This is a genomic window from Pseudoxanthomonas sp. USHLN014, assembly GCF_037153335.1.
Taxonomy (GTDB): domain Bacteria; phylum Pseudomonadota; class Gammaproteobacteria; order Xanthomonadales; family Xanthomonadaceae; genus Pseudoxanthomonas_A; species Pseudoxanthomonas_A winnipegensis.
Genome location: NZ_JBBCKO010000008.1, coordinates 145,952 through 160,178, shown reverse-complemented (window position 1 = coordinate 160,178; position 14,227 = coordinate 145,952). Strand labels below are relative to the sequence as shown.

The following is a 14,227-nucleotide window of genomic DNA, read 5'->3' as shown; positions in this document are numbered from 1 at the left end:
TCTCGCGCCGGCGCACCGCGCCACGCAACCCCCATTTGTGTGGGTCCCTCCCCCCGCACAAATCCAGGCCCGACAGGTCCCTCCCCCTGTCGGGCCTTTTTTTTGTCTCCGCCACCAGGGTGCAGGGCCGGGAAACACGCTTCGCCGACCGCCCTTCGCTCCGCTCGTGCTCTGTGGGAGCCTGTAGAGCGGAGCTCGCTCCGCTGGGGCCCTCCCCATGAACCGAACGAAGAGCAGCGGAGTCCCCAAAAGGGGATTGCCACAAGCTCCGCTCTACAGATTGAGGAGACAGTCGCTCCCACGGAGATGGGAGTCCGATCGCGCGCCGTCACGGGCCCGAACGGTCGAGGCTCCCCAGTGAACCAAGCAGGACCTCTTTCGACCGAAGCCGATCATCTCGACGCGCGCGGCAGCGGGCCGGCGGGCGGTGGCCGCGCCTAGCGAGGCAGGAAGCCGAGCGCCCAAATCAGGGCATGACGCCCTGATTGAGGGAAAAGCGGCCACCGCCCGCCGGACCGCTGCCCAACCGAAGCCAGAACGCGCACGCCCCCGCGACCCTCGATCGCAAGAACCAGCTTTCCGCGCCGCGCACACCGGGGACATAGCGTTTCCTGCACAACCATGGCCGGTCTGCGTGCCATGCGTCGTAGAATCCACGACATGTCATTCGCGACCCAGACCCTCTCCGGGACCAAGCCCGAGCAATACGCGCAGCTGCTGGAGCAGGCGCGCGGCCTGATGTACGGGGAAACCGACCGCATCGCCAACGCCGCCAACCTCGCCGCGCTGCTCTATCACGCACTGCCCGGCTTCAACTGGGCCGGCTTCTATTTCTTCGATGGCACCGAGCTGGTGGTCGGGCCGTTCCAGGGCCTGCCGGCGTGCGTGCGCATCGCCCTGGACAAGGGCGTATGCGGCGCGGCGGCCAGCACCCGCCAGACCCAGCGCGTCCACGACGTGGAAGCCTTCCCCGGCCACATCGCCTGCGACGCGGCCTCGCGTTCGGAGCTGGTGGTGCCGCTGGTGAAGGACGGCGCCCTGATCGGCGTGCTGGACATCGACAGCCCCCAGGTGGGCCGCTTCGACGAAGACGACCAGCGCGGCCTGGAAGCCATCGCCGCGGCCTTCGTGGACGCCCTGGCGTGAGCACCACGCAGCTGCGCAACATCGGCCCCAAGTCCGCTGCGTGGCTGCGCCAGGTCGGCCTGCGCACCGAAGAGGACCTGCGCGCGGCCGGTCCCGTGGAAGCCTTCATGCGCATCAAGCGCGCCGGCTTCCGCCCCAGCCTCAACCTGCTCTACGCCCTGGAAGGCGCCCTGCTGGGCTGCCACTGGCAGGACGTGCCCGACGCCCGCCGCCAGCAGATGGTGGCCGAGGTCGAGGTCGCCGCCGCTGCACTGCCCGCCCCGCGCGGCCGCCCCGCCGCCGCACCGGTGACCACCACCCGCCACGATGAGGAAGGCGGCGCCGCGCCGGCGTTCGATTTCTTCGACAGCCCCGGCCGCGACAGCGACTGAGCGCCGCGCCAGGCGCCGGATCGCGTACAATCCGCGCCGCTTTCAGGTGACCTGCCGCGCATCCATCGCGTCCAGGTTGAAACGGGAAGCCGGTGAGCCCCGCCACGGGACGAATCCGGCGCTGCCCCCGCAACGGTAAGCGAGCCATGCCAACGCATCGGCCACTGCGTGCCTTCATCGCACGCGGGAAGGCGCGACGGCGGAAGGAGTGCCTTCCAGCTCGCAAGCCCGGAGACCGGCCTGAGCAGCACGGGTTCGTACCGAACCCACCACCGGTTGCGATGCGGAGGGCGTCGCGCGTGCCGCGCCCACGCCTTGCCGTGCGCGCTGTCCGCCTGTGTTGCCTTCCGTCGCCGCGACTTTCCTGCCTTGCACGTGCGAGGCGCGCGACGGAGTTCCCCACATGAAGACCACCCTGCTCTGCCTGGCCATCGGCCTGAGCCTTTCCGCCACCGCCCTGGCGCGGCCCGCCGACGACGCGACCGATCTGGACCAGATCAGCGTCACCGCCACGCGCACCGAAGTCGCCGTCCAGGACAGCCTGGTCCCCGTGCAGGTCATCTCGCGCGAGGAGATCGAGCGCAGCCAGGCGACCTCGCTGCCCGAGCTGCTGGCCGGCCGCGCCGGCATCAACATCGCCAACCAGGGCGGGCCGGGCAAGCTGACCAGCGTGTTCCTGCGCGGCAGCGAATCGGATCACGTGCTGGTGCTGGTGGACGGCGTGCGCATCGGCTCGGTCACCGCAGGGCTGGCCGCGTTCCAGGACCTGCCGGTGTCGCAGATCGAGCGCATCGAGATCGTGCGCGGCCCGCGCTCGAGCCTGTACGGCTCCGAAGCCATCGGCGGCGTCATCCAGATCTTCACTCGCAGCGGCGGCAAGGGCCTGACCACCTACGCCCAGGCCGGCTTCGGCAGCCATGGCCTGCGCGACCACAGCGCCGGCTTCAGCTATCGCGGCGAACGCGGCTGGCTGTCGGCCAACGGCGGCTACCAGGACACCGACGGCATCAACGCCTGCCGCGGCACCGCCGGCGATGCGGCCCATCCCTTCGGCGCCGGCTGCTACGCCGACGAGCCGGACCGCGACGGCTACCGCAACACCTCCTTCGGCCTGCGCGCCGGGATCGACGTCACCGACACGCTGGCGCTGGAGGGCAACTTCCTCAACGCCGACAGCTACAACGAATACGACGGCACCCTGTTCGGCGGCAACGAGGCCAAGAGCCTGCAGCGCGTGGCCGGCGGCAAGCTGCGCTGGAACCCGAGCGAAGCGTTCCAGCTGACCGTGCAGGCCGGCCGCAACGACGACCAGGCCGACAACTACTTCGCCGATGCCGATACCGGCACGCGCAGCTTCGTCAGCACCTTCGACACCCGCCGCGACACCGCCTCGGCGCAGGGCGACTACCGCTTCGCCGAAGGCCAGACCTTCACCCTGGGCGTGGACTGGCTGAACGACCGCGTCACCAGCACCACGCCCTACGACATCGACGCGCGCGATAACACCGGCGTGTTCGCCGAGTACCAGGGCAGCTTCGGCGCGCACGCGCTGCAGGCCTCGGTGCGCAACGACGACAACGAACAGTTCGGCTCGCACACCACCGGCAGCCTGGGCTATGGCTTCGGCTTCGGCAACGGCTTCAAGTTCACCGCCAACGCGGGCACCGGCTTCAAGGCGCCCAACTTCAACGACCTGTACTACCCGGGCTTCAGCAATCCGAACCTCAAGCCGGAGAAGAGCAAGTCGCTCAACCTTGGCCTGGCGCAGTACGGTCAGGGCTGGAACTGGACCTTCAACGCCTACGAGACCCGCATCGAGGACCTGATCGGCTACGACACGGCCTTCAACATCGTCAATGTGGACAAGGCCAGGATCCGCGGCGCCGAGCTGACCGGCTTCGTCACCCTGGCCGGGCTGGACATCAACGCCCAGCTCAGCCACGCCGATGCGCGCGACGACGGCGACGGCGCCAACCACGACAAGTGGCTGGCGCGCCGCGCACGCGACACCGCGCGCCTGGACCTGGACTATGCGATCGGCGACTTCCGCCTGGGCCTGACCGGCAACGCCGCCGGCAAGCGCTACGACAACGCGGCCAACACCGAGCGCCTGGCCGGCTACGGCACGATGGACGTGCGCCTGGAGTACGCCCTGTCGCGCGACTGGACGCTGCTGGCCAAGGCCGCCAACGTGTTCGACAAGGATTACGAGACCGTCCAGTGGTACAACCAGCCCGGCCGCGAGTACACCGTCAGCGTGCGCTGGCAGGCCAGGCAGTAAGCCTTCGCCCAGGAAGGTTTGCAGAGAAGAGCCGGCGCGTTGCGCCGGCTTTTTTTATGCTCGCGCCAGCAGCCGGTGCAGCGCCATGCCTGCCAGCATGGCCGGCACGAACCACAGCGCCTCGCCGATGCCGGCGCCGAGGCCGACCAGCGCGGGGCCGGGGCAGTAGCCGGCCAGCCCCCAGCCGGCGCCGAACAGCGCGGCGCCCAGCAACAGCGGACGATCGATCGCGCGTGCGGCCGGCAGCGAGAACGACGGCACGCACACCGGTGCCTGACGTCGCCGGATCAGCGGAAACAGCGCGCCGCTGGTCAACACCGCGCCGCCCAGGACGAACAGCAGACGCGGATCCCAGTGCCCGGCGACATCGAGGAAGCCCAGCACGCGCTGCGGATCGGTCATGCCCGAGACCACCAGGCCGACGCCGAACAGCGCGCCACAGGCCGCCGCGGCCCAGACCTGCCGATTCATGGACCACTCCATACATGCCGCACCAGGAAGGTCACCGCCATCGCCACCGCCATGAACATCGCAACGGCGGCCAGCGAGCGACGCGAATGCAGCGCCAGCCCGCAGACGCCGTGACCACTGGTGCACCCATTGCCCATGCGTGTGCCGACCCCGACCAGCAGGCCGGCCACGACGAGCAGCCACGGCGGAAAGCCCGCGCGCGTGGGCTGTGCGGATGGCAGCGCATGCAGCGCCAGACCCCCCATGCAGATCAGCCCCGCCAGGAAGGCCAGCCGCCAGGCCAGGCCCTCGCCGGGCGCCAGCAGCGCGCGCCCGGCGATGCCGCTGACGCCGGCGATGCGCCCGGTCAGCCACAGCAGCGCGCTGGCCGACAGGCCGATCAGCACGCCGCCGGCCAGTGCGCCGCTCCACTCCAGGCTCATTGCACGCCCAGCCGATTGAGCGGCAGGCGCAGATAGGCCACCCCGTCCTCCTCGGCAGGCGGCAGACGACCGCCGCGGATGTTCACCTGCAGGGCCGGCAGCAGCAGGCGCGGCACCGGCAGGACCGCATCGCGCGCGCGACGGCGGGCGACGAAGTCGGCCTCGCTCGCGCCCTGGCCGACATGCAGGTTGTGCGCACGCTGCTCGGCGACACTAACCTCGACCTTCGGCGCGGCGCCCTGCGCCGGATAGTCGTGGCACAGGAACAGGCGCGTGTCCTCCGGCAGCGCCAGCAGGCGCTGGATCGAGGCGTACAGCTGCGCCGCATCGCCGCCGGGAAAATCGGTGCGCGCCGTGCCCGAGGCCGGCGCGAACAGCGTGTCGCCGATGAAGGCCGCATCGCCGATCACATAGCTCAGGCTGTCCTCCGTGTGGCCCGGCGTGGCGAGCACGCGCACGGTCAGCGCGCCCACCTGCAGCACGTCGCCGTCGTCGAGCAGGCGATCGAACTGGCGCCCATCGGCCACGAACTCATCGCCCAGGCCGAACAGCGCCTTGAAGCGCGCCTGGATGCCGACGATGCCGCGACCGATGGCGATCCCCGCGCCGAGCGCATCGCGCAGATAGCCGGCCGCGCTGAGATGGTCGGCGTGGGCGTGGGTCTCCAGGATCCACAGCACGTCCAGCCCCTGTTCGCGCACCCAGGCCAGCAGCGCGTCGGCCGAGGCGGTGGAGGTGCGCGCGGCGTTGGCGTCGTAATCCAGCAGCGGATCGATCACCACCGCCGCCGGACTGTGCGGATCGCGCACGACATAGGTGAGCGTGCCGGTGGCCGGATCGTGGAAGGGCTGGACCTGCGGCGAGGAAGATGCCGGTGACATCCGAAACTCCCGTTGCGTCGTATTTTAGATTTATCTAAATTAGACGCATCGAAAACGAAAGGTCAAGCCCATGCCCGCCCGCCTGCCCTCGCCTGCGCTGGATGCCGCCGCGATGGCCAGCCACGCCCAGGCCGCGAGCGCGCTGCTGAAGGCGCTGGCGCATCCGGCGCGGCTGCGCGTGCTGTGCCGGCTGGTGGAGGGCGAGGCTTCGGTGGGCGAACTGCAGGCCAAGAGCGCCCTGTCGATGTCGGCGCTGAGCCAGCACCTGGCAGTACTGCGCCAGGCCGAGCTGGTGGACACCCGACGCGAGGCCCAGACCATCTTCTACCGCCTGCTCGACAGCCCGGCGCTGGGCGTGATGCAGGCGCTGCATGCGGCCTATTGCATGCCTGCCGAAAAAGCGCAGCGCCCGCGCCGTCGCTGAACCCTCAGCGCAGCGCGAGCAGTTCGGGAAAGGTGTCGAGCACCGCGACCGCGCCGGCGGCGTCGAGGTCGTACTGCTTGCGATAACCGTAGCGCAGCAGCACCAGCGGCACGCTCGCGTTGTGCGCGGCCAGCGCATCGCTTTCCGAATCGCCCACCATCAGGCTCTTGGCGGGCTCCACGCCGAACTGCGTGGCCAGGTGCCACAGCGGCTCGGGCGCGGGTTTGCGCTGGGCCAGCGTGTCGCCGCCGACGATGCCATCGAACAAGCCCAGCACGCCGCGCGCCTCCAGCAGCGGGCGCACGAACTGCTCGGGCTTGTTGGTGCACACCGCCAGCCGCACGCCCTGCCCGTGCAGCGCCGCCAGCGTGTCGGCCACGCCCGGATAGAGCTGGCCATCCAGCGCGGTATCGCCGTAGTGCTTGAGGAAGCCGGGCATCACCGCGTCGATGTCGGCATCGCTGCCGGCCGCGCGCATGGCGTAGGTGATCAGCTGGCGCGAGCCCTCGCCGATCCAGTTGGTGATCTGCGCCAGGTCGAAGGTCCGCAGCTTCCAGTCGGTCAGCGTGCGGTTGACCGCCTCGGCGATGTCCGGCGCGCTGTCCACCAGCGTGCCGTCCAGGTCGAAGATCACCAGCGGGTAGGGAAAGGACACGGTGCGCTCCACGCGACGAAGGGGAGCGGCATGTTAGCCGCCGACGCGTAGCGCGGCGTTCAAGCCGGGCCCCGGCGTCGGCGCCACAAGGCCCCAGCAACCGCCCGCCGCCGCCTGCGGGCGGCGACGGCGGCCGTGGGCCACACGTCGGGCAAAGCCCGAACGCCGCCTTACACCGCCTCGCGCCGATGCGCCCAGCGATACAGCAGCGGCAGCACCAGCAGGGTCAGCAGCGTCGAGGACACGATGCCGCCGATCACCACCGTGGCCAGCGGCCGCTGCACCTCGCTGCCGGCGCCGGTGTTGAACGCCATCGGCACGAAGCCCAGGCAGGCCACCAGCGCCGTCATCAGCACCGGGCGCAGGCGGCCGAGTGCGCCCTCGCGCACCGCCTGGGCCAGCGCCACGCCGCGCCCGCGCAGATCGCGCACGAAGCTCACCAGCACCAGCCCGTTGAGCACGGCCACGCCGGACAGCGCGATGAAGCCGATGCCCGCCGAGATCGACAGCGGCAGTCCGCGCATTGCCAGCGCCAGCACGCCGCCGGTGAGCGCCAGCGGCACGCCGGTGAACACCACCGCCGCATCGCGCGCATTGCCGAAGGCCCAGAACAGCAGCGCGAAGATCAGCGCCAGCGTCGCCGGCACCACGATCGCCAGCCGCCGGCTGGCCGACGCCAGCTGCTCGAAGCTGCCGCCGTAGCTGATCCAGTAGCCGGTCGGCAGCTCGACCCGCGCATCGACCGCCTCGCGCAGGCGCTGCACGAAGCTGCCCAGGTCGCCCTGGCGCACGTTGGCGGTGACGACGATGCGGCGCTTGCCGTCCTGGCGGTTGATCTGACTGGGGCCTTCGCTGATCTCCAGGCGCGCCAGCTCGCGCAGCGGCACCGTGCGCGGCGCGGCGCCCGTGCGTGGCGTGTTCCAGCCGCCGACGCGGCCGGCCTCGTCGGCGTCGTCGCCGGCCAGCGCCGGGACCAGCGAGATCGGCAGATCGGCCAGCGCGGCCGAGTCGCCGCGCAGCGCCTCGGGCAGGCGCACGACGATGTCGAAGCGGCGATCGCCCTCGAACAGCTGGCCGGCCACCTCGCCGCCGATCGCCGTGGCCACCGTGTCCTGCACGTCGCCGGCGTTGAGCCCGTAGCCGGCCAGCGCGGCGCGATCGGGCAGCACGGAAAGCAGCGGCAGGCCTTCGGTCTCCTCCAGGCGCACGTCGGCCGCGCCCGGCACGCCGCGGGCCACCGCCTCGATGCGCGCGCCGACCTGGCGCAGCGTGTCCAGATCGTCGCCGTACAGCGCGACGGCCACGTCGGCGCGCACGCCGGAGAGCAGCTCGTTCATGCGCATCTGGATCGGCTGGGTGAACTCGTAGTTGTTGCCCGGCAGCGCCTGCACCGCGGCTTGGATCTGGCCGATCAACGCGTCCTTGGACTTGCGCGGATCGGGCCACTGCGCGCGGTCCTTGAGCATGATGAAGGTATCGGCCACCGAGGGCGGCATCGGGTCGGAGGCGACCTCCGGTGTGCCGATCCTGGAGAACACGCGCGCGACCTCGGGGAAGGCCAGCACCCGCTTCTCCACCCGCTGCTGCATGTCCACCGACTGGCTCAGGGACGTGCCGGGAATGCGCATGGCGTGCATGGCGATATCGCCTTCGTCCAGCTGCGGCACGAACTCGCTGCCCAGCCGCGTGGCCAGCGCACCGCACAGCGCCACCAGCGCGAGCGCGGCGAAGGCGACCACGCGGCCATGGCGCAGGCTGGCGTCCAGCAGCGGCACGTAGCCTCGCCGCAGCCAGCCCATCACCCGGTTCTCGCCGGTGCGTACGCGTCCCCCCAGCCACAGCGCGATGGCGGCCGGCACGAAGGTGAGCGAGAGCAGCATCGCCCCGCTCAGCGCCAGCACCACGGTGATGGCCATGGGGTGGAACATTTTTCCCTCCACGCCGGTGAGCGCGAAGATCGGCAGATAGACCGCGGTGATGATGCCCAGGCCGAACAGGCTGGGCCGGATCACCTCGGCGCTGGCGCGCGCGGTTTCCTCGAAGCGCTCCTCGTCGGTGAGCACGCGGCCCAGCTCGCGTTGGCGCAGGCCGAAGCGGTGCAGGCAGTGCTCGATGATGATCACCGCGCCATCGACGATCAGGCCGAAGTCCAGCGCGCCCAGGCTCATCAGGTTGGCCGACACGCCGCCGCGGGCCATGCCGGTCAGGGTGAACAGCATCGCCAGCGGGATCACCGCGGCGGTGATCAGCGCCGCGCGCAGATTGCCCAGCAGCGCGAACAGCACCACGATCACCAGCAGCGCGCCCTCCACCAGGTTCCTGGCGACCGTGGCGATGGTGCGTTCGACCAGCGCGGTGCGGTCGTAGGTGGGCGTGGCGGTGACGCCGGGCGGCAGGCTGCGCTGGGCGACCTCGAGCTTCTCGGCCGCCGCGCGCGCCACGCTGCGGCTGTTGGCGCCGACCAGCATCATCACCGTGCCCAGTACCACCTCGTGCCCGTCCTGGGTCGCGGCGCCGCTGCGCAGCTCCGGCCCCTCGGCGACCCGGGCGACATCGTGGACGTGGATCGGCACGCCCTCGCGCCGCGCCAGCACGATGTCGCCCAGCTGCTCGATGCCCTCGACTTGGCCGGGGATGCGCACCAGCAGCTGCTGGCCGTTGCGCTCGATGTAGCCGGCGCCGACATTGCGGTTGTTGACGCGCAGCGCCTGCACGACGTCCTCCAGCGTCAGGCCGAGCGCGCGCAGCTGCGCCGGATCGGGCGTGACGTGGATCTGCCGCGCGTGGCCACCGATGGTGTTGACCTCGGTCACGCCGGGCACGGTCCGCAGCTGCGGGCGGATCACCCAGTCCTGCAGCGTGCGCAGATCGGTGGCGGTGTAGCGGCTGCCATCGGGCTTGCGCGCATCGGGCGCGGCGTCGACGGTGTAGGCGAAGATCTCGCCCAGGCCGGTGGCGATGGGCCCCAGCTGCGGGTCCAGGCCCTCGGGCAGTTGCGCGCGCACCTGCTGCAGGCGTTCGGCCACCTGCTGGCGGGCGAAGTACAGGTCGGTGCCATCGACGAAGGACACGGTCACCTGCGAAAGCCCATAGCGCGACAGCGAGCGTGTGCGCTCCAGGCCGGGCAGGCCAGCCATGGCCGTCTCCACCGGGAAGGTGATGCGCTGCTCGGCCTCCTGCGGTGCGTAGCCGGGCGCGGCGGTGTTGATCTGCACCTGGACGTTGGTGATGTCCGGCGTGGCGTCGATGGGAAGCTTTGTGAAACTCCAGGCGCCGACGGCGATGAGCACGCCGGTCAGCGCCAGGACCAGCCAGCGGTGGGCGATGCTGAGGCGCAGGATGGACTCAAGCATGGGGGCGTCCTCCTGGGACCGTGCCGGACGTGCCTCGTGCGACTGACGCCATCGCCTGCATCGGCGTCATCTGCGCGCACGCGGGACGCCCGTGATGTGGCGATGTCGTCCCGTCGAGCGCGAAGGCGCTGGATTGCCGCGTGCGCGGCAACGAAGGGAACGGCCGAGCGTTAGGCGCGGCGTTCAAGGCAGCCTCAATGCGCATGGCCGGCCCCCGCCTTGCCGAGATCGGCCTTGACCACGTAGCTCTGCTCGACCACGACCTGCTCGCCTGGTTTCAGCCCGGAGAGCACGGCCGCCTGGGTCGCGTCGCGCTGGCCCAGTTCGACCGCGCGGGCGACGTAGCGGTCCTGGCTGTCGCGCACGAACACCACCTGCCGCCCCTCCAGCGTCTGCAGCGCGGCCAGCGGCACCACCAGCGCCGCCGGCGTGGTGGCCACCACGATGCGCGCCTTCACCGCCGCGCCCGGGCGCCACAGGCCGTCGTCGTTGCGCAGCAGCGCGCGCGCCACGGTGCTCTGGCTGGCCGTGGCCGTGCCGGGCAGCACGCGTTCGAGCGTGGTGCGGGTGCTGACGCCATCGGTCATCCGGGTCACGGTGACCGGCACGCCGGCGGTGATGTGCTGGGTGTCGCTGCCGAAGACATGCAGGTCCACCCACAGCGTGGACAGGTCGGCGATCTCGAACAGCGCGGCGCCCTCACCCACCACTCCGCCCAGCTGCGCGCTGCGTGCGGTGATCACGCCACCGATCGGCGCACTGACGGTGTAGGAGGTCAGGCTGAGATTGCTTTCGATGCTGGCCAGCGCCTGCCCGGCGCGCACGCGATCGCCGACGTTGGCGCGCAGGCTGCGCACCGGGCCGGGGAAGCGCGCGGTCGCCTGGGCGATGCGGCCATCGACCGGCGTCAGCACGCCCTGCACCTCGTGCGCGTCGGCGATGGTGCCCGGCCCGGCCGGGGCCACGCGGATGCCGGCTTCGCGCGCGATGTCCGCGGGGATCACCGTGCTGTCGGCCTCGGCGTCCTTCCGCGCACCTTGCGGCGTATCGGCGTGTTCGTCGCGGGCGGCGGTTTGCGCGTGATCGTCCGTCGCGACGGCCGGCGTCGCGTCCTTGCCGCAGGCGGCCAGCAGCAGCGTGCCGAACAGCAGCAGACAGCGCGAGAGAGAGGAATGCGTGTTCATGGTGTGGTCTCCTGCGCAGCGTGGGGTGCCACCACCGGTTGCCCGGTCAGGCGCTGCAGTTCGACGAGGGCGGTCTGGGCCTGCGCGGCGGCGTCGAGCTGGCGCCGCAGCGCCTCCACGCGCTGGGCCTGCAGCTGCGCCCATTCCAGGTAGCTGATGGCGCCGGCGCGCCAGGCGCGTTCGGCGGCGCGTTCGGCCTGCTGCAGGCGCGGCAGCACGTCGCGCGCCAGGCGCTGTGTCTCCAGTTGCGCGGTCAGGTAGCGACCGTGCGCCTCGGCCAGCGTCGCATGCAGCTGCAGCAGCACCGCGTCGCGCTGCAGCGTGCTGACCGCGAGCTCGGCCTGGGCTGCGCGGATCTCCGGCTCGGCGCGCCGCGCGCCGCCCAGCGGCAGGCTGAAGCCCGCCACCAGCGTAGTGTCGCCCGCGTCCTGCAGGCGGCGCACGCCCAGCTGCCATTGCACATCGGCGCTGCGCGCACTGATGGCCAGGCGCAGCTGCGCTTCGCTCACGCGCGCCTGGCCGGCGACGATGGCCAGCTCCGGCGTGCGTTCGAGCAGACGGCTGAGGGCGTCGAAGGATTCCAGCCGCGGCAGGGCCTCCAGATCGCCGCTGACCGCGTCGAAGTCGGCCTCGCGCTGGCCCCACAGCGTGGCCAGCTGGCGGCGCGCGGCCTGGCCGGCGGCCAGCGCGCGGTCGCGGTCCAGTTCGGCCTGGGCCAGCTGCGCCTGTGCGGTCAGCAGCACCGACTCGGGCGAGGCGCCGGCCTGCAGCCGCGCCTGCGCCGCCTGCACGGCGCGCCGGCGCTGGTCGATGTCCAGCTGCGCGATGGCCAGCGCGCGCTGGGCCAGGGCGATGGCCTGGTAGCGCTGGGCAACCTGGGCCAGCACGTCCAGGCGGGCGGCCTCGCGCCGCGGCGCCAGCGCGTCCAGGTTGGCCTGGGCCAGCGCACGGCGCGCGTCGAGCTTGCCGCCGCGTTCGAGCACGCCGGACAGCGAGACGGTCAGCTCGGCGCTGTCGATGGCGCGGGCCTGGCCGCTGCCCAGCGCGTTCTCCAGTTCCACGCCGAGGCTGGTCGCCGGCGCCAGCGCGGCGGCGTCACGGCGCGCCTCCAGCACGGGCCGCTCGCCGTCGATCAGGCGCAGCTGGGGATGGGTGTCGGACACGCGCCGCAGCGCCTCGTCCAGGCTCAGGGGAGCCGGCGGCCGGTCCTGCGCCAACGCGCAGGGCACGGCCGCGAAGGCGGCCAATGCCGCCAGTCGTAACCACATGGGGAATCTCCGAAAGGGCGATGACGAATCCCCGCGGCGCAGCCTTTACGGGCGCCGCGGGCGAGGGATCGTCAGGCCGCGATCGGCGGACGCAGCGCCAGGCTCGGGGTGTGGGAACGCGCGGGCAGGCCCGCACGCGCCTGCGGGGCCGCACGCACCGCCGCCATCGGCAGCAGCGCGAACTGCGAGGGGATCGCGGTCAGGTGGCCGCAGCAATGCGCCGCATGCATCAGCGCATGCAGCAGATCGCCCGCATCGTCGGCATCGTCCGCGTCGGCGGCCAGCGCGTGCTCGTCGGCCTGATGCAGGTGCGCGGCGCTGCCGCGCGTGGCTTCATGCAGATCGCCCACCGCCGCCAGCACCGGATTGGCCAGCACAGCCAGCAGCAGCACGGCCAGCGCCGGCAGGCGCAGCCAGCACAGGCAGCGAGGGACGATGCGCAACGACATGGGCGCCGATGCTAGTGCGCGCGCCGCGCGTTAAACAATCACATGGCCGGTTTGTCATCGCCCGCGGGCGCCAGATCGTGGTCGAACAGCGCGCCCTGCACCGCCACCTCCTCGCGCTCGCGGAATCCCGACAGGCCCACGCCGACCAGGCGATAGCGCGTGTCGGCGGGCAGGTCCACGCGTTCGCGCAGGGCCAGCGCGATGCGGGTGAAGGCTTCCAGCGAGGCCGGCGGCGCCTCGGGCGTGAAACTGCGGGTGAGGATGCGGAACTGCGCGGTCTTCAGCTTGAGCACAACGGTATGGCCGATGCGCGGGGTCTTGCGCGTGGCCGCCCACGCCTTGGCCGCCATGCGCACGATCGGTTCGTCCAGCTCCTCCAGCGGCACGTCCACGGCGAAAGTGTCCTCGGCCGAGATCGACTGCACTGGTTGGTCCGGCTCCACCGGGCGCTCGTCGATGCCGCGCGCGCGCCGGTGCAGCGCCGCGCCGAAGCGACCGAAGCGCAGGCTGAGCTCCTCCAGCGAGCACGCGCGCAGCTCGCCGACCGTGGTGATGCCCAGCTCGGCCAGCTTCTGCTCGGCGACCTTGCCCACGCCGGGGATGCGCCCGACCGGCAGCGGCGTCAGGAACGCCTCGACCTGCGCCGGCTTGATCACGTACTGGCCGTTGGGCTTGTTCCAGTCCGAGGCGATCTTGGCCAGGAACTTGTTGGGCGCGATGCCCGCCGAGGCGGTCAGCTGCGTGGTCTCGAAGATCTGCGCGCGGATCGCCTGCGCGGTAGCCGTGGCGCTGGGCGAGGCGATCTTGGGATCGGTCACGTCCAGGTAGGCCTCGTCCAGCGACAGCGGCTCGACCAGGTTGGTATGGGCCAGGAAGATCTCGCGCACCTGCCGCGAGACGGCCTTGTAGCGGGTGAAGTCGGGCGGCACGAAGACCGCATCTGGGCACAGCCGCTCCGCGCGCACCGCCGGCATGGCCGAGCGCACGCCGAACACACGCGCCTCGTAGCTGGCCGCGCACACCACCGAGCGCGCGCCGCGCCAGGCCACCACCACGGGCTTGCCGCGCAGGGACGGGTCGTCGCGCTGTTCGACCGATGCGTAGAAGGCATCCATGTCGATGTGGAGGATCTTGCGCATGGGACGCGCAGTATCGCGCGCGGCCGGTGGGGCAGGCCACCGGAAACGTTGAAATGACGCAGCGCTTGATCTGTCTGGCTGTCGTCGGGCGGGACGATATGCGGGCGGGATTGGGTGTTGCGTCGCGATCAATCGTTCGCTCGCACGGGAGTCGCGATTTACATTGCGGACGTCCGGAACTGT

General features: G+C 71.5%; 13 protein-coding genes and 1 riboswitch. Of the genes, 4 read left to right on the top strand and 9 right to left on the bottom strand.

Going from position 1 to position 14,227, the window contains the following annotated elements; translation table 11 throughout:
• The first annotated feature begins 660 nt into the window (after nucleotides 1-660).
• The 3 genes from WFQ05_RS15075 to btuB all read left to right on the top strand — a co-directional run bounded on the left by WFQ05_RS15075 (nucleotide 661) and on the right by btuB (nucleotide 3,798).
• Complete coding sequence (locus tag WFQ05_RS15075; RefSeq protein WP_130524992.1) at nucleotides 661-1,146, top strand: GAF domain-containing protein; 486 nt, start codon at nucleotides 661-663, stop codon at nucleotides 1,144-1,146.
• A complete protein-coding gene (locus WFQ05_RS15070) occupies nucleotides 1,143-1,517 on the top strand; it encodes a TfoX/Sxy family protein (protein WP_130516491.1) in 375 nt (124 codons plus the stop codon). Before WFQ05_RS15075 ends, WFQ05_RS15070 begins: the two co-directional genes overlap by 4 nt.
• A gap of 27 nt (nucleotides 1,518-1,544) precedes the next feature.
• A riboswitch (cobalamin riboswitch) is annotated at nucleotides 1,545-1,776 on the top strand.
• A gap of 144 nt (nucleotides 1,777-1,920) precedes the next feature.
• Entirely contained in the window at nucleotides 1,921-3,798 is a 1,878-nt protein-coding gene (gene btuB, locus WFQ05_RS15065) for a TonB-dependent vitamin B12 receptor (protein ID WP_337054415.1), read from the top strand.
• 54 nt (nucleotides 3,799-3,852) lie between these two features.
• Here the strand turns inward: btuB and WFQ05_RS15060 are convergent, their stop codons facing one another.
• From WFQ05_RS15060 to WFQ05_RS15050, 3 genes are read right to left on the bottom strand one after another with little or no spacing between them, the layout of a single operon-like run.
• The gene (locus tag WFQ05_RS15060) at nucleotides 3,853-4,269 is read right to left on the bottom strand and encodes a DUF6691 family protein (protein WP_337054414.1); all 417 of its coding nucleotides are present in this window, start codon (nucleotides 4,267-4,269) and stop codon (nucleotides 3,853-3,855) included.
• Nucleotides 4,266-4,691: a YeeE/YedE family protein gene (locus WFQ05_RS15055; protein ID WP_337054413.1), complete on the bottom strand. Its 426-nt coding sequence runs from the start codon at nucleotides 4,689-4,691 to the stop codon at nucleotides 4,266-4,268. The genes WFQ05_RS15060 and WFQ05_RS15055 overlap by 4 nt, the downstream gene beginning before the upstream one ends.
• Nucleotides 4,688-5,572, bottom strand: a complete 885-nt coding sequence (locus WFQ05_RS15050) for an MBL fold metallo-hydrolase (RefSeq protein WP_337054412.1) — start codon at nucleotides 5,570-5,572, stop codon at nucleotides 4,688-4,690. The genes WFQ05_RS15055 and WFQ05_RS15050 overlap by 4 nt, the downstream gene beginning before the upstream one ends.
• Nucleotides 5,573-5,642: 70 nt before the next feature.
• On the opposite strand from WFQ05_RS15050, the gene WFQ05_RS15045 reads away from it, so the two are divergent.
• Nucleotides 5,643-5,996, top strand: coding sequence for a metalloregulator ArsR/SmtB family transcription factor (locus tag WFQ05_RS15045; protein WP_337054411.1), 354 nt, complete (start codon nucleotides 5,643-5,645; stop codon nucleotides 5,994-5,996).
• Between the two features lie 4 nt (nucleotides 5,997-6,000).
• Here WFQ05_RS15045 and gph read toward each other — a convergent pair whose 3' ends face one another.
• From gph to dinB, 6 genes are all read right to left on the bottom strand, one after another.
• Nucleotides 6,001-6,651, bottom strand: a complete 651-nt coding sequence (gene gph / locus WFQ05_RS15040) for a phosphoglycolate phosphatase (protein WP_337054410.1) — start codon at nucleotides 6,649-6,651, stop codon at nucleotides 6,001-6,003.
• A 170-nt stretch (nucleotides 6,652-6,821) separates the two neighbouring features.
• Entirely contained in the window at nucleotides 6,822-10,004 is a 3,183-nt protein-coding gene (locus WFQ05_RS15035) for a CusA/CzcA family heavy metal efflux RND transporter (RefSeq protein ID WP_337054409.1), read from the bottom strand.
• A gap of 194 nt (nucleotides 10,005-10,198) precedes the next feature.
• The gene (locus tag WFQ05_RS15030) at nucleotides 10,199-11,188 is read right to left on the bottom strand and encodes an efflux RND transporter periplasmic adaptor subunit (protein ID WP_337054408.1); all 990 of its coding nucleotides are present in this window, start codon (nucleotides 11,186-11,188) and stop codon (nucleotides 10,199-10,201) included.
• On the bottom strand, nucleotides 11,185-12,456 hold the full coding sequence (locus WFQ05_RS15025) for a TolC family protein (protein ID WP_337054407.1): 1,272 nt from the start codon (nucleotides 12,454-12,456) through the stop codon (nucleotides 11,185-11,187). Before WFQ05_RS15025 ends, WFQ05_RS15030 begins: the two co-directional genes overlap by 4 nt.
• Nucleotides 12,457-12,527: 71 nt before the next feature.
• Nucleotides 12,528-12,905 carry a hypothetical protein gene (locus tag WFQ05_RS15020; RefSeq protein WP_337054406.1) on the bottom strand — a complete coding sequence of 126 codons (378 nt, stop codon included), beginning with the start codon at nucleotides 12,903-12,905 and terminating at the stop codon, nucleotides 12,528-12,530.
• A 38-nt stretch (nucleotides 12,906-12,943) separates the two neighbouring features.
• Complete coding sequence (gene dinB, locus WFQ05_RS15015; RefSeq protein ID WP_337054405.1) at nucleotides 12,944-14,044, bottom strand: DNA polymerase IV; 1,101 nt, start codon at nucleotides 14,042-14,044, stop codon at nucleotides 12,944-12,946.
• Between the last annotated feature and the right edge of the window lie 183 nt (nucleotides 14,045-14,227).